We start from the raw sequence: 24,593 nt of genomic DNA on the forward strand, positions 1-24,593 counted from the left end.
CGCCGTCTCAAGTTCAGAAAGGGTCTGCTGCCGCTCGGCATTGGCGAACTGGCTGAGCGACGCGCCGAACGCCAATCGGCTCATGCCCGGCGACGTGTCAAAGACGCTCGCACCATCTGTCATGGTCTTTGTCGTTGTCCCATTCGCATTGACCGTCGACATGACCGGCGCCCCGCCGGTGAAGGAGGGAGCGGCATTCCATTGTTCGGACTGCCGGTTGAAGCTCGAGAGGTTCATGAAGCTCTCGTTCCCGTAGGAATAGTTGCCGGTCGTACGCTCGACGGCAGCCGCTTCGGCTGCCGCCTGCGCTGGGGCAAGCATCGAGGTCGCTTGCGACGAGACGGCCATGGCCCCTTTCGCCATTCCGCCGGCGAGGAAGGGAATCGACATCATCAGAAAGCCCGCGATCGTTGCGGTATCCGCATTGACCGCATCGATCCCCGCCATCCCCGCCATGGTAATCCCGCCCGGTGCGGTGGCGTTCAGGGCATCGGAAGCGCGGTCCATGATGAACATGTGCAGGACCACATAAAGCGGCCCCCACGCAGCGAGGTAGAAGAACCCTGTGAAGTAGCCCTTGAGCGCCATCGTACCTGTCCGCGGCATGAGAAACAGCGGAAAGATGACCGGGAACATCGCATAGAAGACCACCGTCAGGACGATGTTGAGAAGCGGCACCCATGTCATCGCCTGCTGAGCGATCGAGCTGTAGGTGTTGCGCGCCTGCTCCTCCGCTCGAAGCATCGCAAAGGTATCGCCGTCCGCGGCCCCAAGATTGGCACGCGCCTCGAGGAAAGCGTTCACCAGAGAGCGCTGCTGGAAAACCTGCTGAGCTGTCTGCGAACTCCCGTGGAACTGGTTTGCGATGACTGGGAGATCAGAAACCAGCTTCGCTCTCGCCAGAGCCGGCGTCAGGCCGGGGAACAGCTTGCGGCCCTCTTGCTGCAGACCCAGCTCGGTATAGGCGGTGATGCCAGTCTGCAGCTCGCTATAGGCATTCTGGCAGGTGACGATGATCGGTGGCCCGCTCGCAGGCAGAAACTTCATTCCCCGCGCCGGTGACCCAGGCCCCATATCGTCAAGGATGTTGTTTGAGTTGGCGATTGTGTCGAAAGAGGTGTGTCCGAGCAGAATGTCGTAGAACAGGCATTGCTTGAAGTACTCACCCAGGTTCGCGCTGATACGCGGGTCGCGGATCTGAAAGTCGCGGGTCCGGTCCCAAAGCCGCGCACCGTAGATCATCCCGTTGGTCGACATCTGCAATGCACCTGGCATCACGAAGACCGTTTCGGCGGTGCGTGTCAGCCAGTCCCCGGCCTGGCTGCTGACCGAAGCGATCATCGCCAGACCGATGGGCACGTTGGCAACCGTGGCCGGCGCGAGCGAGGGATTGAGGCGATCGGTAATCCGGACCGAGGTCACTGGGACGACCAGAGCGCCGTAGATCAGCGTCGCGCCGAGAAACCAGTTGAACCAAGCACGCCAGTCGAGACTGAACGCCACGATGAGCAGGGTATAAATGAGCCCGATCACCATCACGACACGCAGCAGCGCGCGGAAGCCCCCTCCCCCGGTCCAGGCGCTGACCGCATTGAAGATGTTGACCAGGTACTCGCCCCCACCGATCGTGAAGATCTCCATCATGGCTCGTCCCTCCTGCCGCGCGCCGGGCCTATTGCAGGCCCTGATTTGAGAGGGATGTGCTGAATCGCAGCGCAGCCGACATCTGGGGCGAAAGGTTGTTACGCAACGTGCCCTCGAGGAAAACAGCCCGCTGAACGACATGCTGGGTCCGTTCGAGGCGGAGGTTCATCCCTTGGGAATATGTGTCGAGCACCTGTCGGACCGAGACGATCTGCGCGCGCCACTGTGACAGTGCTTCCTCATTGGCATTCTGGAAGGAGCCGACGCCGCGCGAGGCATAGCCGTAATACTGCTGTGCCAGCGCATCGAGGAGGTCCATCGCAACGATCTCGGCAAGATCGTTCATGTCATTGGCCGTCATGCCGCCAAGCGTTGCGGCCGCGTTGACCGAGATGATCTTGTAAAGCGGGATAGTAGTGGCCCCCAGAAGACCAATCTCGTCAGGCGTGAGAGCTGCGTTGCTGCGCACCTTGCCGTTCATGCTCTCGATCATCGCCCTCACACGCGGCTTGAGGGCCTGCGAGGCTGAAACAGACATACTCTGCGTGGTGGGATTGAGGCACTTGTCGTTCGTGTCGCACTTCAGCATCGTGACCGAGCCCCCGCCATCCAGCAGCGCGGTCAGCAGTGCCCGGTCTCCCTGCCCGACGAACTGGTAGCCGCGTTTGCCGCTGGCATCGCCGTCCTGATAGAAGATTACGGTGCCGACGAAGGTCATCAGGTATTCGCGGAAGTTCACCGAGAAACTGGGGTAGCTCTGCTTCAACATTTCCCACGTGAAGTTGTAGCTTGCCGCGGGAATGGCGGGATCCTTGTTCGCCTTCAGGGTCGCCTCGCGCTGCCCACCCGTCCCGCATTCATGCCGCCCCTTGGCCCAGTCGGAAAACAGGCCCTGGCTGTTCCCGATCGACTTGCAGATCTCCGACGACATGCGATCGGACTTGCCCCACAGGCCGCCGACGAGGTTCTGTGCGGTCTCGCAGCTGTTCATGTTGAACTGGTTCATCTGCTGCGCCTTCTGCGCCATTTCCTCGATCGTGGCCGAGATCTGCGGACTGATCGACTTGATCGCGAGCTGGAAGGCAAACCCTAGCGCATTGTTGGCCGTCGCTTTGAGCATCGCCACGATCTCGTCCGAGTTGATGAACGAGAAGGATCCGGAAAACACATCGATCCCGCCGCAGCCAGCCTTGACCGAGGGCAGCTGGAGATTGACCGGGTTGACGCTCCTTTGCGGGAAGCGGGTCCAGATATTGCCGCCTGAATAGTAGCCCGCAGACTGGCCCTGGTAGGCAACCGGCCCGGTGGCGTTCGCAGCCGCGCCCATGTCATTGAAGAAGCTGTTGAGCTCAGACCCCACATTGGCATGCACGGGGCCGGCGGCCATGCTGGCAACTGCCAGCGCTGACAGGGCAATGCCCGCTCGCCTCAGGATAGGAGCGAGCAGCCGGGTCGCCGAATTTGGCGTGGTGGTGCGTGCCATCAGTAGTCGCTCCCTGGTTCGATCTTGGTGAGGTAGAAGATGCGCTGCATGACCTCGTCGGCCGCCATCACGCCATAGCCGATCGGAATGGGCTGCTTCGTCTGGGTGTCGAACAGGACGAGGGCAGGAACGGTCCCGCCCTGCAGCCCCATGCGCTGGTATTGTCCGCTATCGACCACGAAGTTGGGAAACGCCTCGTTGGGGCCGCCGTCCATCGACACCGCCAGAACCTCGAGGCCGTAACTATCGGACAGGGCCCGCATGACTGGCGAGAATGTCCGGCAGGCCGAGCATGACGAGGAGTAGAAGTAGAACACGCCGTAACGCTGAGTGAGCGCTGCCATCGATCCCTCGCGCTGCTGGCGGCGATCAGTCAGCCAGGTCTGCTTGGCGAGTGTCGAGACTGGACGCTCAAGCGTGTAATCGAGCTCGGGGTTTTGCCAGATTGCACGGCTCCAGACGTCGGCGAAGGTCGACGCACGATCGAGCTGCTCGCGCTGGAAGCGGATGTAGTTGACGATGTTCTCCGAGGTCGGCTCGAGGATCGCGCGCGCCTTGAGCTCGTCGAGCTGGCGGGTAATTGCCGCCATGCGGTCAACCGCAGGCGGGCTCTGGGTCGGCTGCTGTTGGCTTCGCTCCCGCGCCTTTCGTTTGGCCTCTTCCGAATTGCAGTAGAACCAGGTGCCAAGCTTGCGCTCATCGCAATAGAACGCATCGCGCGGGGCGGGGGATGCGCTCTGCGCCACCAAAGGAGCACCGAACGCCACGCCGAATGCGCTCAGGGCAAGGAAAACAGGCTTATTCATGGGCATTGTCCTTTCCCGAGGTCGAGCATCTGGAGGAGGAAGGCGGTTTTGAAGAGACCACGGCCGCGGTCGATCATGCGGATCATTCCCCCCGAAAGAGTGGTCGTGGCCGCGACGCCGGCTTCTGTCAGGCACAGGCCGCAGTCATCTGTGCCCGAACGGCGCGCCCAATCCTTGTCGAGAAGGCGCGCAACCGAACTCGCGACCTCGCTGCGTGTCGCCGGATGCAGGAACCAGTCTTCGACCCGCGCAAGAAGATCGGCCTCGGTCCGCGCGAGATCGCGACCGATCGCAACCGCAACCGCCAGATCGAGAACCTCAGCAGATGGGAAAGGTCGTTCTCTCCCGAATGGCAGGACCGTTGCACCGGTCATGATCCGGTCCCTCCATGACGAGTATAGTAGCTCTCGATTTTCTGCTGAATCTGGATCGACATCTCGATCTCACTGGGCAGCTTTGCCGCGTCGACGAACTCGGCGTAGACCTCTCGGAAGTCCATGCGGCTGAGATCGAGCTGCTGGAATTGTGCGATCAGGAAGCCGTCGCAGTCAGGTTGCTTCGGGGTTCCCCACTGCATCCCGAGCTGGGCCTTCCCCTGCTGATTGAGGATGCGGACTAGCTTGCTTCCGTAGCAGCAGTAGGACTGCTTGCGGGTTACACAGACGCCGAGGACGCGCGCTGAACAATAGGTGCCGACAAAGTGGCAGAGGCCAGCATCATCGCGCTTGTCGACCTCGCGGTCCTCGCGGTCACACAGGAACGGTGTCAGGAGCGGAACGCCCTTCCCGCTACAGCAGTTCGAGAGGCCAAAAATCTTCCGGGTGCAACGCAGATGCTCGCCGCTGAAGATCTTCAACTGGTCGGGATCGAAGCCATCGCGCAGGTTCCCTATCACGTTCATGGCGACCATCGCGTCCTTGAACTCGGTGGACGCCTCGCGCGTCACTTGCGTGCATTCGCCGTCGATGCAGTAGAGGTCGCCCGCGCAGACATAGGCGGCTGAAGCGGAGGTGCCCGCTTGGGGAAGAGTGCACTGGTACCAGCGGTCATGGACATTGCAGGTCACGCCGTCGGGCTCGAAGCTCAGGCATTCATCATGACTGAACTTGCAATCAGAGCGTGCTTCCAACGCGGCGCAGTCATTGGCCGGTGCCACACCCTGGCACTGATAGGTGCGCTGCCACTCCCAACAGCTTCGCGTAACCGAAAGACCATTGATCACCCGCGTCTCGTCAGGGGCCGTGCAGACCTCGCTGGCAAGGGTGCAGGTGGCGCCATTGGTGGCACTCCGGCAAGCAGCTTCGTCTATCGTTTCGCCGACGATCCGAGCAGTGTTTCGCTCGACTCCGCCCGGCACGCCGCTGAGCCTTGAATGGCATTGCCAGATCTGGCGGTAGATCGGCTCTCCAGGCTCCGAACACCATTTGCGGCCGTTATCTTCTGCTACCCACTGCAGGCACCGCTGACCGATGCGCACGCTCCTCTCAAGGGTGCAGGAACCCGAACCCTGCGCATTGGCAAGCATCGGGCACATGTCGGATCGCTCGGCAAACTCCTCGGTTTCACAAGCATATTCCCAGGAGCGCCGCCCTTCGGTCTGAACGCTAAGCGCGGCATTGCAAGTCCGTGGTGCGTCAAAGGGCTGGGACCCGCTGTTGCAGCTTTCAAGATAGGTCGTTGCGCCATCGCCGCCCGGGGGAAGCGGCGAACAGGTGTTGGCTTCCCCTCCGATCCCAGCTCCCGCCCCGAGGTAACGATCGGGATCGCCCTCAATTGCCGAGGCAGACGACAAATCGATCGTCGCAGGATCGACGACCTTGCGGCGCGGATCAACGACCGTCCGGTATTGCTCCTGGTAGCGCTGTGCTTCGCTGGCCGTCGTCAACCCCTTGGGGTCATCGACATAGCGCCGTGCTGGAATGTCCGTCCCGCCAAAACCGGGCACACTTGCTTCACTGCCGGCGCTCAGAATAGTCGAGTTCGTGCCATCGCGCAGGCTGCGGGCCATGGCCTCGCCATCGGCGCGCGCATCGCCAGATGTCATCTGGGCATGAGCAAGGTGCCCGGACGCAAGCAACGCAAGACAGGCAAATGAAAGCCGCACCGGGTTCACCGCGCCGTCCTCATGTTCGCGCGCGCGACCCGAGACACCGGTGCGCCCGGGCCGTTGGCGTCAGCAAAGGTTTCGAGCACATAGGCCACGCTCACATTGCCCGCGATCCGGTCGTGGGGTGGCGGCGCGGTTACGCAGTCGAGCTGGTCGCAAGGCTCAAAATCCGTCGAGAGCGCCACGAAGGTCGGCACCCGATCAACACGGAGCGAGCGAAACAGCCGCGGGTCGATCGCGACGTTGGTGGCCCCGGCCTGGTCCACAACCTTGCGGATACCCGTGATGAAGGCTTGGGGATTGCCGGAGGAAAAGCCGCGGAAAACCACGACGCCCCCAGCCTTGGTCGTGTCCGCAATAAGCCGGGCGAGCGCGTCCTCCGGCATCGACAGGCTGGCAAAGGCAATGAAAAGCGGCGCGCCCTTGGGCTGAACATTGCCGGCCTTTGCGCCGGTTACGATCGCGTCGAAATCAATGGGGCCCTTGACCCCGCCCATGTCCGATACATCGAGATCCTGCACGGAAGCCTTGGCTGCATCGACGACACCTTGCGCCTCACTGCGACGCGCCTCGCTCCTTGCGGTCGCGAAATCGAACAGTTCTTGCGCATCGGCCTGCACTGCGTGCCCGCGCGCCTCGATAGCCTGAATATCGATACCTTCAACGGTCTGGGCGAAGACCGCCACCGCAAAGCCTGTCAGACCGACACCTGTAAGACAGAAAGCGAGCGTGCGGTTCACTATCTCTCTCCCGGCTAAAGGACGCAGCAGTTGCGCTTGCGCCAGACAAGGAAGCCCACGTCTTCACCCTTCACAGGGTAGACCTGCCCCGCCTTGGGCAGGAGCGTTGTGGCGCCAATGGGCGAACAGGCCTCGCGTCCGCTCACCATTGCGGTTGGGTTCACCTGCTGCAGGCGGTACTGGCTCTTCTTGAGGATCGGCATGAGGTACTTGGAGCACAGCGCCTTCGGACCGCTAGTGCCCCAGGCCAGGCCCTGCCGGTGCATCTTGTAGATCATCCGCTCGGCTGCGAGCCGGGCAGATTGCTTCATGCCAACGTTCGCGCCGATGTTGCCGTTCATCGGGTACATCGGACCCTGACAGCCCGAGCACCAGAACAGCTCATCCATCGGCAGCTTTGCGCTCGCCGAAATACAATCGGCCGAGCAGGCGGCTTGCGCCAACGGCGAAGTAAACAGGGCCGCCTCGGGATTGAGCAGAGTGGTCAGCTCATCATCCTGCCAGAGGGGATCAATCTCACTCAGATAGGCAACATCGAAGGAGCTCGCCTCGAGGCACAGGAAGTCCGTGACGACCTCTAGCCAGTAGAGCAGCGGGTAGATGTAGTAATGGACGTGGTACTTGGCGCTGTTCTGCGCCTGACCACCGACCTGTGAAGAGTCGGAGGCATAGCCATTGCCGATCGAGAAGCCGGGGTTGAGTTTGATCCCGCCGAGATTGGGGAAACACCACGGCTTTGTCGTGACGTCGACGAGCCGCACCGGCTCCCAGAAACCCATCGCGAGGCCAATGCGCGGAACAGGAGTGCCGCACGCACAGATCGGGAGGTCCGGATTCTTGGTGTCGGCCCGGGAGGACGGCCAGATTTTGAGCGAGCCGAGCGAGAGCGGGAACATGCAACCCCAACACACATCGGTGACAGGATTGACGAAACTGCCCGAGCAGCGGCCAGGCCCGGTCGGAAGACCTTGAGCCGCTGCCGGCGTTGCCAGCGCTGCTACCAGCAGAGCCACGATGGGAGCCAGAAGCCTACCCAGCATCCTGTTCCTCCCTGCCCTGCATGAGCCACGCATCGTCGGCCGCATTTTTGGCCTTCAGCCAAAGCCAACCTTGAACAAAGACAAAGGTGAAGGTTGCGCCCAGCCAGGGAAGCGCCAGGGGTCGTGCCAGCGTGCGCAGTTCGCCAAAGAAGAGCACTGTTGCGGCGAGCACCGCGCAGCCCATGATCACTCGAACGCGGGCACCGCGCAGCATCGGGGTTTCGGGGGCAGCAAGCGGCACCGGCAAAAGATCGCGCCACCCGGTCATGTCGGCTGCCGCTTGCGGCGGATGACATGCTCGGTGACCTGCAGCATATCACCCTTACGCTCGACCACGGCCGGCGTGTGGCGGATACCGAAATGCGTTATCAGGCGCCCATCCTGGTCGAAGTAGAAGCGCCGGCGATGCGTTTGCATCTGGGTGAACGGCGAGCCGTCGACGAAGATGATCTTGGCCGCTTCATCGCCTCCCCGCTGCATGGCCCAGGCGAGCTCTGCCGGATCGTTGCCATTGATGAAGACGAGCTTCTTCGAAAGACCCGTATAGCTCAGCGGATTGACGCGCTGACCTGCGACAGCAATGAGATTGCCGTGATCGTCGCGAATGTCGTTCTCGACCACGATGGCAGGATCAAACTCCCAGCTGAGGGTCTCACCCGCAGGGCTCATTCCGACAACAGCCACCGGCTGCATGACCCGCTGCTTGACCTTCTCGGCAAACTGGCGGTTCAGCGCATCGATCTTGCCGCTCGCCTGCGCCGTATCGAGACGGGCCTTGATGACCGCCAGGAGGTCAGGCTCGATAACGGGCCAGGTCTGACCCATTTGTCCATGATCGACGCCCACGCGCGTAGGCGGAACGGGCACGCCTGCACCGATCGCGAACGGCGCCAGCAGCGCAAGAAGGATTCCGCGCTTCACAGGCCCGCCCCTCACAGGATTGCCCTTCCGGTGCCAACCAGACGGTCGCGGCAGACAAAGCCGATATGCGCGTAGCGACTGTCGAACCCGTCCTTGTGCGAGGTCGCTGCAAAGATGCAGCCCTTTGGCACTATGCCCAGAGGGCCTTTCTCGAGCGCGTCGCCGCGCTTGGTCACAGGCTTCAGCGATGCAACCTGCTGACCATTTACCAGAACGTCTGCGCCCCGCCGCGTCACGACGTCTCCCGGCAAACCGACCGCGATCTTCGCAAAGGGAGGCGGGTTGGTGCCGAAGTACTTGGTCGTCACCCGGTCGTGGCCCGGATGAAAGATCACGTAGTCACCGCGATTCGGGAAGCGGCCGCTCTCTACCAGGAAGGCCCAGTTCGGAAGCGAGTCCGAAGCATTGACCATGAGGGCGTGCGTTCCGCTCCACCGGGCCAGCGCGCTGAATCCCATCGCGAGGGAGCTCAGCACGGCGATGACCGCGAGCTTCTGTGCGAGCGAAAGGCCCTTGGGATCAGCGCGCTCCACCACCCTGCCCTCCGCCATTCGCGGCCATGAAGGCCTGCATCTCGGATTCGACGCGGGCCGCATTTGCAGCGGAGCCCTTTGGTCTCACGCCCGATCCCATGCCTTGCATCGCTTGAGCGGGCGTCGGCCGCGGGACCTTGGCATAAACGGCCGCCTTCACGCTTTGCGTCACGTCCGGCACATTGCCGCCAACGATGGCCTCGTGAACCAGCACGACTTTGCCGCTCTTGGAGAGGCTGGCGACAGTTTCATCGAGCGCCGCCATGAAGACAGCCGTCTCACGTGCAGCCGTCGTTTCGTCCGCGCTCGAACGTGACTGCGCCTGCAGATATTCGCCGATGATCCCCTGAAGTTGCAGCTGGACGAACTCCTGCCTCGAGTCCGACGAAGCTGCGATGTTCCGTGTCACCCAGGCGCCCCAGATGAACATGGCGATGCCGGCTACAAGCAAGACCAGTTCGCGCGTCGACATGCCGGCAAAACGGCGTTGCATGAGCGTTCCGGTCGGCTTTCGCTCCGCTGTCGTGACAGCCACGTGGGCCGGTGGCAGCTCATCGAACAGATCTCTCATTGATCCTCTCCCCCAGTAACAAGAGGCACGGTAAGGGCAGCGCGAAGGCTCGCGCGGCGGAAAAAGGCGGTGAGCGCCACGACAGTCGCGAAGATGGCCAGCACGAGGGCCTCGAATTCACTCTGTCTGGCAGGGCCCGCTGCTGCGAACCGCGATGCGAGGTTGCCGAGCTGCAGCATCAGCCCTGCAAAGGTGAAACTGCCCAGCGCAACGAACACGAGCAGCCCCGTGCCGAGCGCCGCGAGCAAGGTCGTCGCGCCCCACCCTGCGAGGCGCAGGGCCACAAACAGCGTGTCCTGGCCGCGCTGGACAAGATCCGCCCTCTGCCGTGAACGAGGCAACGCGATCATTCCGCCGCCTCCGCCTGCTGGTAGCCTTCGGGAAATGCGACGGCCTCGATCGCTTCGTGCATCGCCATCCCGCGCTCGATGTTTGCCTCGATGCGCGCGAAGACGTCGGGGCTCGATGAGTAGAGTGCTGCTGAATAGCGGTCGAGGACGAGCCGTCCGATGCTTTCGGTATCGGGTCCGCGGATGAAGATATCCGAATAATCGGTGCCATTGCGCTTCAGCGAGCGCAGCAGCGCCTCGGTGAGGTTGTCCATCTCGAAGCGATCCGAGTTGCGGAAGTCCGAGATGGTCTCGCCCTTCTGTTGGAGGATCAGGAACCAGTCAGAGTTTTCGAGCGCGGCCCGCGAGCCTTCCGACTTGTAGTAATCGTGGATCGACTGGGTGGCCGTAATCAGCGCGCCGCCGTACTTGCGGCACGTGCGCGAATAGGTCTCGACGAAGTCGGCCATCGCACCGCCCTTGAGCATCTGCCAAGCCTCATCGATGATCAAAGGCTTCGGTGTGGCGCGATCCATCCGGCGCATGACCTGCGAGGCGATAAACATGATCGACGTGAGAACAACGCCGCGCAGCTCCTCGCGGGTCGCAAGATCAGAGAGCTCGAAAACCGTCAGATCAGCGGACAGGTCAAGGTTGGCATCGCCCAGAAAGAAGCGGCCGAAAGTGCCCTTGGCCGCGAACGGCAGGAGCGAGGTAGCCAGATCATAAGCACAAGGGTGCTGGGCCTCCCCGAGCGCCGCGATAACATGGTCGACTGTCCCGTCACGGCCATGCTCCTCCCAGACGAGGTTGACCGCCTGGTCGATAAGCCCCCGTTCGGTGTCGTTCAGCCGGTTCTCGTTACGCGCCATCTGGGCGATGATCGATTTGAGCATCGCGAGGCAGTCGACCAGATAGTCATCGTCCTCGCGCGCAAGATGCTCATCGATCATCCGGAACGGGTTGATCGAGATGCCCGAGGACAGCTTGAACTCGGTGAACGTGCCGCCAAGAGCCTTGGCCATATGCTCGAAGCTGCGGCCATCGTCGATCACGATGGTCTTGGCTCCAACCCCTGCAAAGCTCGCGGTCAGATCCTGGAGGAGAACCGATTTGCCCGAACCGGACTTGCCAGCAATCGCAACATTGTGATTGCCGGCAGTATTCTGGAACGGCGACCAGAACTGTGGCTGACCGCGCCTGCCAATGAACAGCAGATGCGGAATATTCCCCCCGACATACTCCCCCTGGATCGGCGCGATCGCTGCAACATTGGCCGAGCGCATCGTCCGCAGGCGCTTCATGCGCTTCAGATCATGGTCGAGCCCGTCGGCAAGCAGCAGCGGGAAGTGCGACATAAAGGCGGGCAACTGGATATGGGTCTCGTCGATCAGGTCCCATCCCGTGGCCTTGTAGAGCGCTTTCAGCGTGCGCTCACAGGGCTCGCCCCGGCCCTTGGGCGCAATGATCGAGACGGCATAGTAGCAGGAGACCAGCTTCTCGCCCTGCTTGACCCTGTCGGCCACGAATTGCCATTCGGCGGCCTCGGTGCGCAGCTTGGGGACGAGCTTGACGCCCTTGCCATCTGCCAGCGACGTCGTTCGTGCGAACTTGTACCCTGCCCTTGCCTCCGAGGATTCCGGGCCCGGGATGATCCCGCAGACCGTCTGAAGCACCGGGCAGGGAAGACTGAGCTTGGGATTGAAGATATCGCCAATGATCTTCTGGGTATCCCAGGGTGCCCAGCGATCAGGGAATCCTCGCACGGCCATGGTACGGACGTCGAACCGCTCGGGCACAAAGTCCTTCAGTTCGGGGACACCTGATGCGACCGCCCCCGTCGGCCGCAGCGATTGAGCATGGAGGACAAGGCGGTCCTTCTCGACATGCGTCACCAAGTCGCGCCGGACACATTGCTCGTTGATCGGATCGAACCGGTTGTAGTCAGGGACCTCGTCTCCGGCACCGTTTGATGGCGCGAGGATCTCGTCGAACAAGCGGATGAGATCGATCGGCGCGAACTGCCGGACCGGAACGTTGATCGATTCCAGCGCCGAAATGATCCCGTCGCGCATCGTGACGAGGTCATCATTGGTGAGACTGGACGCTTGCCCAATGCCCACCGACATCACGACACGAAAATTGCGCACGAAAAATGGTCCATCGCTCGCAAGCGTTGACCAGGCACCGCTGAGCAGTTTGTCGAGGCGGTGGCGTGCCAATGTCCGGAAGACGCCCGAAGCCGTGAAGCGGGGCAGCGCCCACGCCTGCAGCATCTCGGCTACCCTGGGACTTGAGAAGTTGGTCACGCTGAACCGCGTTCCGGGCTGAAGAATATCGGAGAAGATCGTGCCGATGATTTCGTTGACCCGATCATTAGCGCCCACGAGCGGTGCAAGCTCAAGAATGAAGCCCTTCGAACGGACCTGGTGGAAGATGCGCTTCTCCTCGTCGAAGGAGCGATAGCCGAGATAATGCGACAGCATCGGCACATCAGGCGCGCGGGCGCTGCGCTCCGGCTTGCGGCTGTCTCCCACAACGAGATCGACGAGCGAGCCCAACATCGCCCTTTACTCCACGACGCCGCTGAAAGCGGCAGGCTTGGGCCGGGCGCGGGATCCCTTGGCAGAAAGCCGCTGCGCAACCTCCGCCTGAATCTCGGCGATCGGATTCTTCGCGTCGGCCGTGGCGACCTCAGTCCCGGCCGCGCCCTTGCGAGGATCGGGCTTTGCGTCGCTCCCCTCCGGCAACGCCGCGAGCAAAGGCGGAGCGCTTTCTGCTGCGGCAAGAAGACCGCGACTGCGCGCAACCTTCGGACCCCGCTGAGCAATCTGTTCCATCGCGTCCCCGCGTCCGGGAAGCAGTGCTTCGGTGCTCACGACCCGGCGCGCATGCGTCGTGCCGCTGGCATCGGTGAAACCGGGGAAGACCACAGAGAGCTGATAGCGCGGGGCGCTGCGCGCCACAGGTGCTGCACTTGCCAGATGCGTGTCGTGGACAGGTGCATCGATCCCGTCATCCATCCGGTAGGGTCCGGCGGGATTGAGAAGGTCGGTCGAGCTGGTCTCTTCGATCCGGGCAAGCGCAGTATCGTCGATCACGGACGATGGGGCGCAGATTCCGTCGGGCGCATTGCAGCGGAAGTTCGCGCTGACATTGGTGCCAAGCGTCGAGCAACCCGACAGCAGGCTCCCGAGGACCGCAGCGACCATGACAGCTTGCGAACGCAGATTTCTGTGCATCATGATGCTTTTCCTTCTATCCAGCTGAGCAGGAAGTCGCGCGGGCGGTAGCCATGGAGAACCGCGCCATCTTCGCGGACGATGACCGGCGTCCCGCTGAAGCCGTGCTGCCTTGCGAAGGCCTCGTTGGCATCGAGCCCGCTGGTGTCACACGATCCTGCAGATGTGACCGCCCCGCCCTCGTACGCCTGGGTTACTGCCCGGCGCCGGTCGGGTGCGCAGATCACGGCCTCCGAGATTGGCCTTGTGCCGAGCACCGAGATCGGGCGCTCGATCACCTTGACATTGAGGGTCCCCAGCGTCTCGTGAAGCCGCTTGCAGTAGCCGCAGCGAAAGTCGCTGAAGACCGTTATGGTCCTGGTTCCACGGCCCATCACGATGCTGCCGTTCTTCGGCAAGGTCGCAAGGGCTGCCGGATCAATCCGGGCATCGGCTGCTGCAGACGGCGAACCAGTAGCGCCTGCCTGCGGCTTGGCCTCGGGCTCATCGCTTGCACCGGCACCGCCGACAAGCATGTCAGGGTTCATCTGGAGGAGACGGGCAGCCGTGAGGTCCTGTTTGGTCTCCATGTCGTAGACGCGCCCGATAATCAGGTAGCGCGCGCTATGGTCGATGTAGAACAGGTTCTGGCGGGCCTGAATCTCGCAGACGCCGTCGATGGACTTGCAGTCGATTGATGTGATCTCGGTCTTTGGCAGGCGCTTGGTCAGCGCTGCCTGGATCGAAGCGGGGTCACTCGCGGCCGAGGCATGAGCAACGGCCGCGATAGCGGCTAGGCCACTGGCTGCCAGACCTCCGGCTGCCGCGATCTGCCATGTCTTCCATTTACGCTCCATGGTGGTCCCCTCAGTTTCTGATGAAGGTGCCGTCGAGGAAGACGACCTCGACTGCGGCCCCGGTGGGCATCTCGACAACCGGCTGATATTGCTCGGCGCGCTCGATGAGATATTCCGAGACCGTGGTGCCGGCCTGCTGTCCGCCGCCGCCCAGGGCACGCAGCCCGATTTCGCCAGCGCCGGGGGTCCGTCGGCCCTCGCCCGCGATGATCGGCTGATTGAACCCTTCACTGAGCGCGTTACCGACGCCGCTCACGAGACCTGCCAGAAAAGCCTGGGTGGTCAGTGAGCCCTCGCGGCTAACCACGCGGCCGCGCACGCCCACTTTGCCGCCGAACGCGATGAACCCCTTGACCTCCGATACCGCAAAGCGGCCGCCCGGCTGCGCGCATGTCATACGCTGCAGCTTCACATAGACCTTCTCCGAGGAGAGGTCCCCGTAGGCTGCTCCGTTGACCATGCACCCCTGCACCCGGGTCGCGAGGAGCTTCCCATCCCCGTAGACCGAGCGCGCGGGCCCTGTGATCCGGAGCAGGACGGGGAGCGGATCGCTCTGGCTGCGCGTATTGGTCGTGGCATCGACGCCGACCACCACCGTTGCCTTGGCAATCGAATTCGGGGGCAGATAGTTGGGCGAGTCCGTATAGACGGCAGGCGACTTTGTCGGGTCGATACGCGATGCCGTCCCGCTTGCTGACGTGAACGAGACCATCTGGACGTCGCTACCGCGGCGCACGGGCGGGGCTTCTGCCGCTCCGGCCTCTGGTGACGCCGGCACGCCCATCTCGCGGGCCGCCGCGACAGGTCCTGGCGCTGTGGGTCGCGTGTTGCCCCTCTGGACTTGCTGGCGCAGTTGCTCGTTCTCGCGCTCGTAGGCTTCCAGGACACGCTGGCCATCGCGCGCCATGGCCGCATTTTCGCCGCGCAGCGCCTCGATCTCGGATTGCATCTGGGCGAACTGCGCGCCCTGCGCCTCAAGACCCTTGAGACGCACGTCGGTCGAGTTCATCTCGCCCTCGTACATCGCGACCCATTCCTGATCGACGCGCTGCCGGTTCAGAAGTGCATCGGTCGAGACAGTTGTCTTGGCCCCCTTCTCCGTCGCCTCTTCGATGGTCTCCTCGGTGTCGAGGACATACATGGCCCCAGCCACCGCGATCACGCCGGCAAGACCGAACATCAGCATCTTTTGCCGCTTCTGGACCAGTGAGTTCTCTGCAATGGCACCACTCGCATCGAGGGTGTCATGTTCCTCAGCCTCGCTGGCATCGAGGTCCTTGGGTTTGCGCTTGAGGAAATCCATCTGACTTACCCTCCTGACGGTACGACGACGTAAACGGCGGTGGCCTGGCCGCTGGCGAGGTTGGGATTGGAAATGCTGACCGCGATGGCGCCGTCTCCGGCGATGATCTCTTCCTTGAGCGTCATCGGCTCAGAGCCATTGTTCTCGATGCGCAGGACCTTCCCGGTCATGGTCGGGCTGCGGTATTCGCTGACCAGCTGGACCTTGAGATCGCCGACATTGACCGGGGCACGGGCAGCATCGCTGATCTCGAAACCCGCAACGCGGCGCTGCTCGAACATGGCCCGGACGAGCGAGACCGCACGGTTATCGAGCGTTGCAGAGGCCTCGATCGACTGCGGCGCACCCTGTGGGTTTTCGAGATCCGCATTGGCGACGAAGACCTGCAGCGCCGCTTCACCCGATACCTCGCAATCGAACTTGTAGACGAAGCCACGGCGCGTCGTCCCGAAGAACGAAATCTTGCGCTTGGAATAGCCGTCCGGAACGGAAAGATAGATGTCGCCGCGGGTCGGCTCGTGCACGATCGAGAAGTCTTCCTGCGGAACACCCGCCTGGACACGCGAGACCGAGACGAATTGGTCATCCTTCAGCGAAATGCGGGTAAGGTCCGACTTCGACGCCTGGCAGCGCACCTCGCCATTGTCGGCTGCCAGAATATGCTCGTCGGCGAGAGCCGGAACGGCGGTCAGAGCGAGCGCGCCGCCGACCAGTACGACCCCGCACAAGCGAAGGAGCTGGCAGTCAATGCGGGAGGCGAGGACGCTGCCTGTCGCAAGCAGCAACGAAGGCACAATCGGGTTCATTGTTCCTGCTCCTTCTTGACGACTACGCCAAAGCCCTTGAGGCGGAGCGAGACGCCGGTGTGCTGCCAATGGAATTCGAAGATCTTGTGTTCGCGGCGGACGTCGCGCGATCCGACGATCGTATGGAGCACGCCGCCGACCTGACTGGTCAGGTTCTCGGGGTCCGTGCGGATCCAGTCGATCGTGATGAACTGGGTGACCTGCGAGTCCTGTTGCTCATCGATGATTTTGAGAAGGTTGGCCTTGAGCGGACCGCGCGCCTCGGGCGCGGCAATCGCAATGAGCCCGTCGAGCCAATACTGCAGGTTCTCAGGTGACCGATTGAGCGCAAGCTGTGCCGTGTCGCGGGTCACCGCCTCGAGATATTCGGGGCTGACCGCCGCTGAGCTCAGCACCATTTCGCTGGGAAGGATCGGCTGAAGGACAACCTCCCGGTCCCGCGTCGTTGCCGCGACGAACATCACCAGCACCAGGGCGCAGAGAATGATGCAGGCCAGAGCCAGAATGTTGCGCTGCTTGAGGGTCCGCTGCGACGCCTCGTGTGCGAATGAAAGTTCCATGTCAGCCCGCCATCACACGCAAGTGGGAAGGCGGAGCGACCTTCAGACCGAAGAATTCACCCGGCAAATGCCAATAGGCAAAATGCAGGATCCAATACATCGAGCGCCCAGCTTTGAGTTTGCGGTACCCAAGCCATGCAGCAACGGCCAGAAGCAGGCCTATGACAACATGCTGCGCCAGAATTCCCCAGGTGAACGGGATCACCAGCACGAGGAATTCATCAAGCGACCAGAACCCGATCAGTTCGGGATCGTCGAGATGCTTTGGAATAGAATACTTGTCCAAAGATCGTCTCCGCCAGAAAGGTTTGCTGCCATTCCCATGCCGGTAATGGAGCAGCGCCCCCCGTTCGCGATGACCTGTGCTTTCGCTCAGATCGTCGCTGTGACCGTGGAAGTGACGATCGGCACGCCGGTGCCAGCACCCACGCCGACGCCGACGGGGATCGCGACCTGGCCGAGCGAGAAACGCCCGCTGGCCATGGCAACGATGCCGCCGGCGAGCGAAAGCACCGTGATGATCCGTCCGCCCGACCCCTGAAGGAAGCCGGTGAACCGCGTGAGCGCCGTATTGAACGTGGCGTCCGTGCCGGCCATGGCAGCTTCGATACCGAAGACGCTCATGGCGGCGGCGACAGCAAGGGTGACGGCGAACGTCCCCCCTGCCTGCTTGAGATCATGGACCTTCATTGTCTTCCCCTTCTGGTTGACCAAATGACGCGGTGCGTCGTCACCAAAGGGGCCGCAGCCGAAAGGCTTTCTCAATCACTGTTGTGTAGAGCGAAGTCGGAGAAGTCCGCGAATCACTGTTTTTGATGCCAGGTGGTCCGATTTTTGATACCGGGTGGCTCGATTTTTAGGACCACGTGGTCATGGATTCAGGACCACGTGGTATCACCAACACGCCACCCTGGTCCTGAATCCCTGACCACGTGGGTCTGTTTTTCATACCACCGGTCCGAATCGTTGCAGCTGCTCGGGGAGGCGATAAGGAACCGACGCCAAGGGGCCCCGATCAGTAGCGAACAATGGCGGGAGGAAACGCAATGGCCAGCGGAAAAGAGGTCGTCCACGAACTGCTGGTGAGTCGGGATGCTTTTGTGATCATTGCGGACGCCATCAAATGGCTGACAATAGAACGGTCGAAGTTTCAGCGCCTTAGAGATGTGATCACAGATGTGATCCGCGCTCCAGACCTTTCCAATCAGGAATTGCTTGCCGCATTCAACCGGCACAGGCCCTGCGATGGGCGGGTTAGGATCTATCTCAGATTAAGCGGCGCTCTGAATGCCGAATTTGACACCCTCAAAGCCCGCCTTGGAGAGGTCACAGGCGACCAGTGCGGCGTGCGCGAGACGGTGATCTTCTGCGCCCTCGCCATCAGTCTGCGCCAAATTTCTCTTGCCAAAGCCGCATTTTAGAATTCACATCATGCAGTTGCATAGGGAGAATTTACGGAGACAAGGATGGGTCAGGGGGCGAACCCAAACGAGCGCAAGAGCTGTCATAAGCTGCAAGCTGAGTACGCCGATTTGATCAAGTACCAGATGAACCGGCAGGGGATCAGTCTTCGTAGGCTCGTCGATGAGGGGATCATCAAGAGCAGCCACCGCAGCGGTCTGTTCGAGCGCATCGCTGATGGCAGTGTGTCGACAGCCGAGTTTAACCGGATCAACGAAAGGCTCGGCATCGATCCCGTCAGAGCAGCGATCGCCGTTCACTGCTTTGTCAGCCCGGAATCCTATGAAGACCCGTGCTGCGAAACCTCTGCCCAACTTGCCATTGCCCTGGCGCTCCAGCTCAGCGAAGAGATGGCCGCGTGCGATGGGACTTTTGAGCCGATCCGCGAAGCCCTTTGCCACGGCATCGCGCAGCGCACCTCGAGCGCTATAGCCAGGCACCATACAGCGCTGGAGGCACGGCGGCACGACCCTGCGCTGTTTGACCGCTCATTCGGCTGAGCAAGCGAATTGCAGCGTCAGCCAAGCACGCACGCTTAGTAGAAGCGCCGCTGATCCATTGATGATATGAACACGCAGCTTGGCATATGTTCGCCGCCAAGCTCGCGTTGCGGAGCAATCGCCTCCAGGACGAGGGACAGTCTGCCGGTGAAGCAAGAAGCGCTCATTGCCTGGACATCGCTCTATATCGCGGTCGGCATCATGGCGCTGATCTGCGCCGCACTTTCGACAATCGTGACTCTGAATGACTGGCGAACTGGCCGATGGGCTCCCGCGCGCACAAGCACGCTCGACAAAGCTCTGTTGCTCCCGAAGCTCTGGCTGCGCTGGCAAGCCAACTATCTCACCGGCACACCGGTGATTCTGGCTATCAGCCTCTACTATGCCTCTTGCATAGGTTTTTCAGTTTTCTGGGACATCTGACCCTCCGGCGAACGCGAGAAGGCTGACCGACCTGAAGGGGTTGTCCGCCCCTCGTCGGGCAAGCGAGACTGGCCCGGCAGTGCTTCCGCTGAGCGACGCAAGTATGGTGCGGACATAGCTGCGCGTTTCAGCAAAGGGTGGAACTCCGCCATGCTTGTCGACATTGCCCGGACCGGCATTATACGCAGCCAAAGCAAGATGCCACGAGCCATAGCGATCGAGCTGCTCACGCAGGTAACGCGCTCCCCCGCGGAGGTTTTCGACAGGGTCCCAAGGATCTGAAACGCCAAGATAGCTTGCGGTCCCCGGCATCAGCTGTGCCATCCCCATCGCCCCGGCAGGACTGCGCGCAAAGGGCTGGTAGCGGCTTTCATGAGCAACGAGCGCGTCAAACAGCCGCACAGGAACGCCGGCCTCGCAAGCGGCTGCAGCGAGGTGACGGAAATAGAGACGGCGGCGCGATTGGGCCAAATCGGACAGGTCAAAGCGCGGGAAATAGCCTCCAGAGAGGCAATCAGGATCTGGTCCGAGGCTCGATGCATTAACCGGCACGGGAATGACGGCAGAGCTTCCGCGTCTCATCCAGGACGGGATGTAGAACAAAGGGGTCGCTGGGCCGGCAGGGGTGATCGCCTCCCGCGTAAAGGCAGTCGCTTCACTCTCGGGAACGACCTGCTTCGCCTCCCACTGCGCGGTCGGGCTTTTGACAGCCACTCCGGGCATCAGGAGTGAGAATTCGGAGGGTGTGCTGCTCGAGAAGTCTTCAAGCTTGGCCTCTTGGCCTGCCGCTTGGGAGCTGAGCGCGACAAGCGCTGCGCTGAAGTAAAATTTCATGACCACACCTTTCGGCATGGCTTGGGAACCGCAGTACAAAGTTATCTGGTCTACTGCGCTAGTGCAAGCGTGGCGTAAATTTCGGCGATTGGGCAACGCAGGGTAGTGCTCAATTCTCAATGTTCCTCTACGTGCCTCTCGAAGTGGGCTAGGCAAACCATACTCATGTTATTCGCTGCCTAGCCTACGTTAGCGTAGATCCAGACCGGTCGTTCAGGTCTGCGCGAGCGCACAGCAATCGATGACCGTCCAACCACGCCCGATGAGAATGTCGAGCTCTTCAGCGTCAAAGGCATCCTTACGCATCCCCAAGCACAGCAGATGTGTCGGGCGGGTCATCGCGACATAATGCAGACGCAGCCGGCCGAGCATTCGCGCCCCCTCGCGGACTACATTGCCGCGGCTATTTAACCGAGAACCGCCAACTTTCGCACCTAGGAGCCACGGTTTGAGTTCGCTCAGGTGGTGCGCGAAGTAGAAGCTGTCGAGTACGAGTGTCGCAGTATGGGTCTCGCCCTTGACCGAATGAATCGATCCCAGTCGAATCCGGACCTGCGGGGCGTCCTTGGGGTAAGCGAATAGATTGTCGTTAGACGCGATTGGTACGGCTCCGGCTTGGAGAGCTGCTCCGCCCTGTGGCCAAGCGAGGAATGCAGTCGCATCGTCAAGCGCCGCGGCGCCGCTCAGCTGCCGGACGATTGCTTCGGCTTGCGAAAGTAGTGCCGCTGTCCAAGCCGCCTCAGCAATCTCGCCACGGCATTCAAGCACAGTCTCGATCAGGGAGAGATAAGTGGGATACGCCTCAGTGTCGGCGAGGAGATCGATTACGCGGCGGTGCGGCGACTTGCGTGCCATCCTCCCGTGCGTCCCACCAACAAGTTCGCTTGCTGCGAGCAGCGCCGATGCGGTCGCATTGACGAGCTTGTCGCTGTTGCCGCTACCCGCCATCTCGAACCGCGCGCGTGCCATGTATTGCGCGAAGCAGGCTGGCGCCGCTTCCTTTCGCGAGCAGGCCGGATCATAGTCGGGGGCGTAGTGGCCCATAGCGTGCGGCACCCGGCCACTCTCGTCGAGATCATGCACGCCCGCTACCGCAGTGAACACGCCGCGTTCTAGGACATCCGTATTGAAGGTTGCTACGAGGTGCGCGCCATAACTCGGCAGCACCGACTGCACGCTGGCGTCATCGAATAAGAACAGCGTAGGCGCTTGGTGCGCAACGCCATGGTCTGGTGGCGGCCCCACACCAATTAAGTCTTGGGGCGCCACTCCGAGGCCCTTCACTTCGTCGGCCAGAGACTGCGCAAACCGATAGCTGCGAGGCAGCGCTTGCACGGAGGCGCCGGGAAAGGGATCAGTCGCAGCGCCCTCGGCACCGGCACGCGAGTAAATTGCTTGGTTCGAATCCCCAAAGCGTTGCCGACGCGATGGCCTGTCGCCCGCGCAGAAGACACGGTGTAGAAGCGCGGACTGCTCCTCGCTATTATCCTGCGCCTCGTCGACGAACACCAACGGGAAGCGCCTGCGGAGGTCCGCTGCAACTTCGGGCCGCTGGTCGAGCAATTCGTTCGCCCAGACGAACATCTCGTCGAAGCAGAAATAGCCTTGTTCGCTACCCGTGCGGCGCGCATCCATCAGTGCTTGGTAGGTCTGCGTCTGCGGCCCGAACTTGCCGGTGATGCCGCCCGTATAGTCGGGCTGAGTATAGATCAGGCACCCTTCGCTCAGTCGGGCCTTTTGGAGCGCCCAACGAGTGTTTCTAGGCAGCAACCCCCAGCGCTTAGCGAGCGCAATTTGCGTATCGATGCACCGTACTTCGACACCCTTCGAGCGCAGCCATGGTAGCGCCAGATACTCGTTCACGAACGCGTGTATCGTGCCCACGAAATGCGGATAGCGGGTCAACGAGATACCAGCAGCCGAATTGCCGAGCTTGGCACCGATCTCGTTGCGAGCCGCATTGGTATGAGAGAGTACGCAGATGCCTTGCTGCCGGTACGGCCAGCGCGTAGCCAATACGGCAAGCTTGGCAACTAGCAACGTGGTCTTGCCGCTTCCGGGACAGGCCTCGAAATCGATTGTGTCGAGATTGAGCATTGCCCGGAGCCGACTGTCGTCATCACCTACCGGCGCGAAGCCGTTCGGCCCCAGTCCCATGAGCTCGGCCGCCCAGACGACGTCCTGCTCCCGGATCAGATCGTCGAACATCAGCTTCAGGCTGTCGCCTGGGCCGGCACCGCAGCGCCGTTCGGCTCGGGCACCGGGAAGGGCGCGGTCACGTGCGCGATTGCCGCGACGATATAGGGTGGCAGTAGCTGCCGCAAAGCGGTGATCGTTCCGGCTTCCACCTCCTTCTCTAGCAAGTCCGCGAGATACTGGGCGGCGATCGCCTTCGAAGCCCCCTCAGCCTCAAACAGCGCATAGACGTGCGAGGCAAGCATCTCCGGATCAAGACCGGTATCAACCAACGCCTGATAAGCCGCATCGGCCCCTGCAAGCACTTCGGCCTCTACTGCGCTGCCGGCGGCGAGGGCATCGTCTTTCAGCGCGAGCGTAGCGGCGCGGTAGATTTGCTTGCCAAGCCCGAAAAAGGCGAGGTCATATTCTAGCGTCCATTCGTCGGAAACGAAAGTCTCGACCCGCTGGCCAGAAGCTCTGGCGCGACGTTCGGCACGGCGCTGCGCAAGCTGCCCTCCGGGAAAGTCTGCCTTTATCCGCCATTGCCGACGCGAGGGAGGTCTTGCGGGCACCTGGTCGCCTGGTTCGAGCTTACCGACGATCCATGGCGCAACGTCTGGCATCACGTCCATGTCGGTGACGCACGCGACGGGGATGCCGATCTCGCCGTCTGTTTCAGGGTCCTGGCGTAGGAAGATCCGCGCATAGCGCCCTAACCCGACACCGCCGACATTGACAAGGGACACCCCAAATTCGTGAAAATCCCGACCAAGCAGCTTAGCGACGACCGGCATGAGGATAGTCTCGGCATCGCCTTCGACGATCATCACTGCGCGCGCGAAGAACAAGTTCGCCTTGGTGACATCAAGAAAGCGCTCGAGAAATCGGTAATCTGAAACACTGAGTTGGGTCTTGCCGCGGCACAACGGGAACGCCCGCCCACCTTCGATCAGCGCCAGATTATCGAGTTGCAGGTCGGAAGCCAGGTTCGGACTGTGTGTCGTGACGATGATCTGAATTTTCTGGCCATCGGCGCGAGGCTTACTTGCCTGTGCCAGCAAGAACGACATGAGACGCAGCTGACGCTGTGGATGGAGGTGGGCCTCGGGCTCCTCGATCAGCAGCAGCGGAAAGCCGTCGCTTTCGGCCGCGAGCAGTAGCAGCTCGCAGGCCATGAAGAGCAAATTGTTCGACCCGAGGCCGCGGCTGTGTGCACAATCCTCATCAGTTGACGCACTGAGGACTAGCTCGAGCTTTTCTAGAACCTGCCGTAACCTGAGATTGTCCTCCTGTGCTTCAGCAACGCCGATGCGTGCCAAAAGCAGATCATCTGCAAAGGACAAGGGCGCAAGGTATTCCTCATTGAGCCGCTTGCGCGTCTGCTTGATGCCTTCGTTTTCGCCGAAGAGGTATGTGGCATAGTCGCCGAGCCCGAGCACACTCAGATTTTTGGGCTCAACCGGAGCGAGGGCGTTGCGGTCGAAGCCCACGCCGGTGTTCCGAATCTCGGCGGTGTGCTGAAGTATCTGTGACAGTCGTGATCCCCGCCCGGCCCTCATCGCACGCTCTGCATCGCGTAACGGTCGCAAATACGTCGCAGTCAAAAGCGACCGGGCGCCCAAATCCAGCGTCGGACCGTCGCCCTTGGCACCGGTGCGCCATTCGGGCGGAAGCACTCGCCGTGAGCTGCCTTCCTTCGCATTGCGCTTGGCTACCCAGGTGACGATCAGCGCGGTTTCAACCTTTCCGCCGACCGTCTCGTAGGTGAGAAACTCGGCAAAAGCAGCCCGGTCGGCAACCGTGAGGCCGCGGAACGTAAGGCGGATAACAATCTCGTCGGCGCGCTCAACGCCCGGCGCGCTCTGGTGGAAATCAACCAGATCGACACGTAGAATATCCTGGTCTCGCGTACCGAGTACAAGACGCAGGGCATCTATGATGGCCGTCTTGCCTGCGTCATTCTCGCCGACGAGCGCGGTCAGCCCGGGATTGAGTGGAAGACGGAAAGCGTGCTCTCCCGATCCAAACAGCCGGAAGTTTTCGATCTTGATTTCAGCAATATACACGCGAGCTCCCTTCGGAAATTAGATTAGCAGGCAATTACTCCGCTAAAAATAGCTTCTCTGATGTGAGAACGCTTTCGGTACCTGTGGGCGTTGCTCTACAACGCAGTCGATAGGGGTGCGCGTGATCAACACATCCGGGAAAGGCCACTTCGGCAAAGACGGAACCCAAGCTGTTCGATCCTCGACATCGCCGACCCAAAGCTGCCGGGA

General features: G+C 61.7%; 26 protein-coding genes. 3 read left to right on the forward strand and 23 right to left on the reverse strand.

All coding sequences use genetic code 11. From position 1 onward, the window contains the following. From H926_RS29560 to H926_RS0121060, 20 genes are all read right to left on the reverse strand, one after another. Positions 1 to 1,644 (reverse strand): conjugal transfer protein TraG N-terminal domain-containing protein (locus tag H926_RS29560; protein WP_192816573.1); only part of this gene is annotated, 1,644 nt, incomplete at its 3' end. Between the two features lie 28 nt (positions 1,645 to 1,672). Further along, a complete protein-coding gene (locus H926_RS0120970; RefSeq protein ID WP_051146467.1) occupies positions 1,673 to 3,127 on the reverse strand; it encodes a conjugal transfer protein TraH in 1,455 nt (484 codons plus the stop codon). Continuing rightward, on the reverse strand, positions 3,127 to 3,933 hold the full coding sequence (gene traF / locus H926_RS0120975) for a conjugal transfer protein TraF (protein ID WP_028658310.1): 807 nt from the start codon (positions 3,931 to 3,933) through the stop codon (positions 3,127 to 3,129). The genes H926_RS0120970 and traF overlap by 1 nt, the downstream gene beginning before the upstream one ends. Then, positions 3,930 to 4,307 carry a hypothetical protein gene (locus tag H926_RS29565; RefSeq protein ID WP_022678001.1) on the reverse strand — a complete coding sequence of 126 codons (378 nt, stop codon included), beginning with the start codon at positions 4,305 to 4,307 and terminating at the stop codon, positions 3,930 to 3,932. Before H926_RS29565 ends, traF begins: the two co-directional genes overlap by 4 nt. Next, complete coding sequence (locus tag H926_RS0120985) at positions 4,304 to 6,046, reverse strand: conjugal transfer protein TraN (protein ID WP_028658311.1); 1,743 nt, start codon at positions 6,044 to 6,046, stop codon at positions 4,304 to 4,306. Before H926_RS0120985 ends, H926_RS29565 begins: the two co-directional genes overlap by 4 nt. Next, positions 6,043 to 6,780, reverse strand: a complete 738-nt coding sequence (gene trbC / locus H926_RS29570; RefSeq protein ID WP_148291843.1) for a type-F conjugative transfer system pilin assembly protein TrbC — start codon at positions 6,778 to 6,780, stop codon at positions 6,043 to 6,045. The genes H926_RS0120985 and trbC overlap by 4 nt, the downstream gene beginning before the upstream one ends. Before the next feature lie 14 nt (positions 6,781 to 6,794). Beyond that, positions 6,795 to 7,820 carry a conjugal transfer pilus assembly protein TraU gene (gene traU / locus H926_RS0120995; RefSeq protein WP_028658312.1) on the reverse strand — a complete coding sequence of 342 codons (1,026 nt, stop codon included), beginning with the start codon at positions 7,818 to 7,820 and terminating at the stop codon, positions 6,795 to 6,797. Continuing rightward, on the reverse strand, positions 7,810 to 8,088 hold the full coding sequence (locus H926_RS29575) for a hypothetical protein (protein WP_022678005.1): 279 nt from the start codon (positions 8,086 to 8,088) through the stop codon (positions 7,810 to 7,812). The genes traU and H926_RS29575 overlap by 11 nt, the downstream gene beginning before the upstream one ends. Beyond that, positions 8,085 to 8,741 carry a type-F conjugative transfer system protein TraW gene (gene traW / locus H926_RS0121005; RefSeq protein WP_022678006.1) on the reverse strand — a complete coding sequence of 219 codons (657 nt, stop codon included), beginning with the start codon at positions 8,739 to 8,741 and terminating at the stop codon, positions 8,085 to 8,087. The genes H926_RS29575 and traW overlap by 4 nt, the downstream gene beginning before the upstream one ends. Before the next feature lie 11 nt (positions 8,742 to 8,752). Beyond that, positions 8,753 to 9,274, reverse strand: a complete 522-nt coding sequence (locus tag H926_RS0121010) for a S26 family signal peptidase (RefSeq protein WP_237741133.1) — start codon at positions 9,272 to 9,274, stop codon at positions 8,753 to 8,755. Beyond that, positions 9,261 to 9,845, reverse strand: coding sequence for a TrbI F-type domain-containing protein (locus H926_RS31200; protein ID WP_022678008.1), 585 nt, complete (start codon positions 9,843 to 9,845; stop codon positions 9,261 to 9,263). Before H926_RS31200 ends, H926_RS0121010 begins: the two co-directional genes overlap by 14 nt. Further along, positions 9,842 to 10,195, reverse strand: a complete 354-nt coding sequence (locus tag H926_RS31205; RefSeq protein ID WP_022678009.1) for a hypothetical protein — start codon at positions 10,193 to 10,195, stop codon at positions 9,842 to 9,844. Before H926_RS31205 ends, H926_RS31200 begins: the two co-directional genes overlap by 4 nt. Next, positions 10,192 to 12,738: a type IV secretion system protein TraC gene (traC, locus tag H926_RS0121025; RefSeq protein WP_022678010.1), complete on the reverse strand. Its 2,547-nt coding sequence runs from the start codon at positions 12,736 to 12,738 to the stop codon at positions 10,192 to 10,194. The genes H926_RS31205 and traC overlap by 4 nt, the downstream gene beginning before the upstream one ends. Positions 12,739 to 12,744: 6 nt before the next feature. Next, positions 12,745 to 13,419 carry a hypothetical protein gene (locus H926_RS31210; RefSeq protein ID WP_148291844.1) on the reverse strand — a complete coding sequence of 225 codons (675 nt, stop codon included), beginning with the start codon at positions 13,417 to 13,419 and terminating at the stop codon, positions 12,745 to 12,747. Next, the gene (locus H926_RS29595; RefSeq protein ID WP_022678012.1) at positions 13,416 to 14,252 is read right to left on the reverse strand and encodes a DsbC family protein; all 837 of its coding nucleotides are present in this window, start codon (positions 14,250 to 14,252) and stop codon (positions 13,416 to 13,418) included. The genes H926_RS31210 and H926_RS29595 overlap by 4 nt, the downstream gene beginning before the upstream one ends. A 10-nt stretch (positions 14,253 to 14,262) precedes the next feature. After that, positions 14,263 to 15,555 carry a TraB/VirB10 family protein gene (locus H926_RS0121040; RefSeq protein WP_022678013.1) on the reverse strand — a complete coding sequence of 431 codons (1,293 nt, stop codon included), beginning with the start codon at positions 15,553 to 15,555 and terminating at the stop codon, positions 14,263 to 14,265. 5 nt (positions 15,556 to 15,560) lie between these two features. Beyond that, the gene (locus H926_RS0121045) at positions 15,561 to 16,361 is read right to left on the reverse strand and encodes a type-F conjugative transfer system secretin TraK (RefSeq protein ID WP_022678014.1); all 801 of its coding nucleotides are present in this window, start codon (positions 16,359 to 16,361) and stop codon (positions 15,561 to 15,563) included. Then, a complete protein-coding gene (locus tag H926_RS0121050; RefSeq protein WP_022678015.1) occupies positions 16,358 to 16,921 on the reverse strand; it encodes a type IV conjugative transfer system protein TraE in 564 nt (187 codons plus the stop codon). The genes H926_RS0121045 and H926_RS0121050 overlap by 4 nt, the downstream gene beginning before the upstream one ends. Before the next feature lies 1 nt (position 16,922). Continuing rightward, positions 16,923 to 17,207 (reverse strand): type IV conjugative transfer system protein TraL, encoded by a 285-nt coding sequence (gene traL, locus H926_RS0121055; protein ID WP_022678016.1) that lies wholly within the window; start codon positions 17,205 to 17,207, stop codon positions 16,923 to 16,925. 86 nt (positions 17,208 to 17,293) lie between these two features. Then, the gene (locus H926_RS0121060; RefSeq protein ID WP_231729329.1) at positions 17,294 to 17,545 is read right to left on the reverse strand and encodes a hypothetical protein; all 252 of its coding nucleotides are present in this window, start codon (positions 17,543 to 17,545) and stop codon (positions 17,294 to 17,296) included. Between the two features lie 422 nt (positions 17,546 to 17,967). Here H926_RS0121060 and H926_RS0121065 point away from each other — a divergent pair, with 422 nt between their 5' ends. The 3 genes from H926_RS0121065 to H926_RS0121075 all read left to right on the forward strand — a co-directional run bounded on the left by H926_RS0121065 (position 17,968) and on the right by H926_RS0121075 (position 19,305). Beyond that, positions 17,968 to 18,342 carry a hypothetical protein gene (locus H926_RS0121065; RefSeq protein ID WP_022678018.1) on the forward strand — a complete coding sequence of 125 codons (375 nt, stop codon included), beginning with the start codon at positions 17,968 to 17,970 and terminating at the stop codon, positions 18,340 to 18,342. A gap of 45 nt (positions 18,343 to 18,387) precedes the next feature. After that, positions 18,388 to 18,882 carry a hypothetical protein gene (locus H926_RS0121070; protein ID WP_022678019.1) on the forward strand — a complete coding sequence of 165 codons (495 nt, stop codon included), beginning with the start codon at positions 18,388 to 18,390 and terminating at the stop codon, positions 18,880 to 18,882. Between the two features lie 147 nt (positions 18,883 to 19,029). After that, positions 19,030 to 19,305: a hypothetical protein gene (locus tag H926_RS0121075; RefSeq protein WP_022678020.1), complete on the forward strand. Its 276-nt coding sequence runs from the start codon at positions 19,030 to 19,032 to the stop codon at positions 19,303 to 19,305. On the opposite strand, the gene H926_RS31980 is transcribed toward H926_RS0121075, so the two are convergent. From H926_RS31980 to H926_RS29600, 3 genes are all read right to left on the reverse strand, one after another. Then, entirely contained in the window at positions 19,285 to 20,139 is an 855-nt protein-coding gene (locus H926_RS31980) for a lytic transglycosylase domain-containing protein (protein WP_237741134.1), read from the reverse strand. The two genes, H926_RS0121075 and H926_RS31980, sit on opposite strands and share 21 nt — an antisense overlap. Before the next feature lie 213 nt (positions 20,140 to 20,352). Then, positions 20,353 to 22,347, reverse strand: coding sequence for a UvrD-helicase domain-containing protein (locus tag H926_RS0121085; protein WP_022678022.1), 1,995 nt, complete (start codon positions 22,345 to 22,347; stop codon positions 20,353 to 20,355). 5 nt (positions 22,348 to 22,352) lie between these two features. Then, positions 22,353 to 24,383 (reverse strand): ATP-dependent endonuclease, encoded by a 2,031-nt coding sequence (locus H926_RS29600; RefSeq protein WP_022678023.1) that lies wholly within the window; start codon positions 24,381 to 24,383, stop codon positions 22,353 to 22,355. Positions 24,384 to 24,593: the final 210 nt, after the last annotated feature.

It is taken from the genome of Novosphingobium sp. B-7 (assembly GCF_000410615.1).
GTDB classification, from domain to species: Bacteria; Pseudomonadota; Alphaproteobacteria; order Sphingomonadales; family Sphingomonadaceae; genus Novosphingobium; species Novosphingobium capsulatum.

Excerpts from the sequence above, each read along its gene's own strand:
- H926_RS31980 (WP_237741134.1), bottom strand. The coding sequence starts at position 20,139 with ATGAAATTTTACTTCAGCGCAGCGCTTGTCGCGCTCAGCTCCCAAGCG.
- H926_RS31205 (WP_022678009.1), bottom strand. The coding sequence starts at position 10,195 with ATGATCGCGTTGCCTCGTTCACGGCAGAGGGCGGATCTTGTCCAGCGC.
- traC (WP_022678010.1), bottom strand. The coding sequence starts at position 12,738 with ATGTTGGGCTCGCTCGTCGATCTCGTTGTGGGAGACAGCCGCAAGCCG.
- H926_RS31200 (WP_022678008.1), bottom strand. The coding sequence starts at position 9,845 with ATGAGAGATCTGTTCGATGAGCTGCCACCGGCCCACGTGGCTGTCACG.
- traF (WP_028658310.1), bottom strand. The coding sequence starts at position 3,933 with ATGAATAAGCCTGTTTTCCTTGCCCTGAGCGCATTCGGCGTGGCGTTC.
- H926_RS0120970 (WP_051146467.1), bottom strand. The coding sequence starts at position 3,127 with ATGGCACGCACCACCACGCCAAATTCGGCGACCCGGCTGCTCGCTCCT.
- H926_RS0121045 (WP_022678014.1), bottom strand. The coding sequence starts at position 16,361 with ATGAACCCGATTGTGCCTTCGTTGCTGCTTGCGACAGGCAGCGTCCTC.
- H926_RS0121050 (WP_022678015.1), bottom strand. The coding sequence starts at position 16,921 with ATGGAACTTTCATTCGCACACGAGGCGTCGCAGCGGACCCTCAAGCAG.
- H926_RS0121070 (WP_022678019.1), top strand. The coding sequence starts at position 18,388 with ATGGGTCAGGGGGCGAACCCAAACGAGCGCAAGAGCTGTCATAAGCTG.
- traU (WP_028658312.1), bottom strand. The coding sequence starts at position 7,820 with ATGCTGGGTAGGCTTCTGGCTCCCATCGTGGCTCTGCTGGTAGCAGCG.
- H926_RS0121040 (WP_022678013.1), bottom strand. The coding sequence starts at position 15,555 with ATGGATTTCCTCAAGCGCAAACCCAAGGACCTCGATGCCAGCGAGGCT.
- H926_RS0121065 (WP_022678018.1), top strand. The coding sequence starts at position 17,968 with ATGGCCAGCGGAAAAGAGGTCGTCCACGAACTGCTGGTGAGTCGGGAT.
- H926_RS29575 (WP_022678005.1), bottom strand. The coding sequence starts at position 8,088 with ATGACCGGGTGGCGCGATCTTTTGCCGGTGCCGCTTGCTGCCCCCGAA.
- H926_RS29595 (WP_022678012.1), bottom strand. The coding sequence starts at position 14,252 with ATGGAGCGTAAATGGAAGACATGGCAGATCGCGGCAGCCGGAGGTCTG.
- H926_RS0121085 (WP_022678022.1), bottom strand. The coding sequence starts at position 22,347 with ATGTTCGACGATCTGATCCGGGAGCAGGACGTCGTCTGGGCGGCCGAG.
- H926_RS0121060 (WP_231729329.1), bottom strand. The coding sequence starts at position 17,545 with ATGAGCGTCTTCGGTATCGAAGCTGCCATGGCCGGCACGGACGCCACG.
- H926_RS29565 (WP_022678001.1), bottom strand. The coding sequence starts at position 4,307 with ATGACCGGTGCAACGGTCCTGCCATTCGGGAGAGAACGACCTTTCCCA.
- H926_RS31210 (WP_148291844.1), bottom strand. The coding sequence starts at position 13,419 with ATGATGCACAGAAATCTGCGTTCGCAAGCTGTCATGGTCGCTGCGGTC.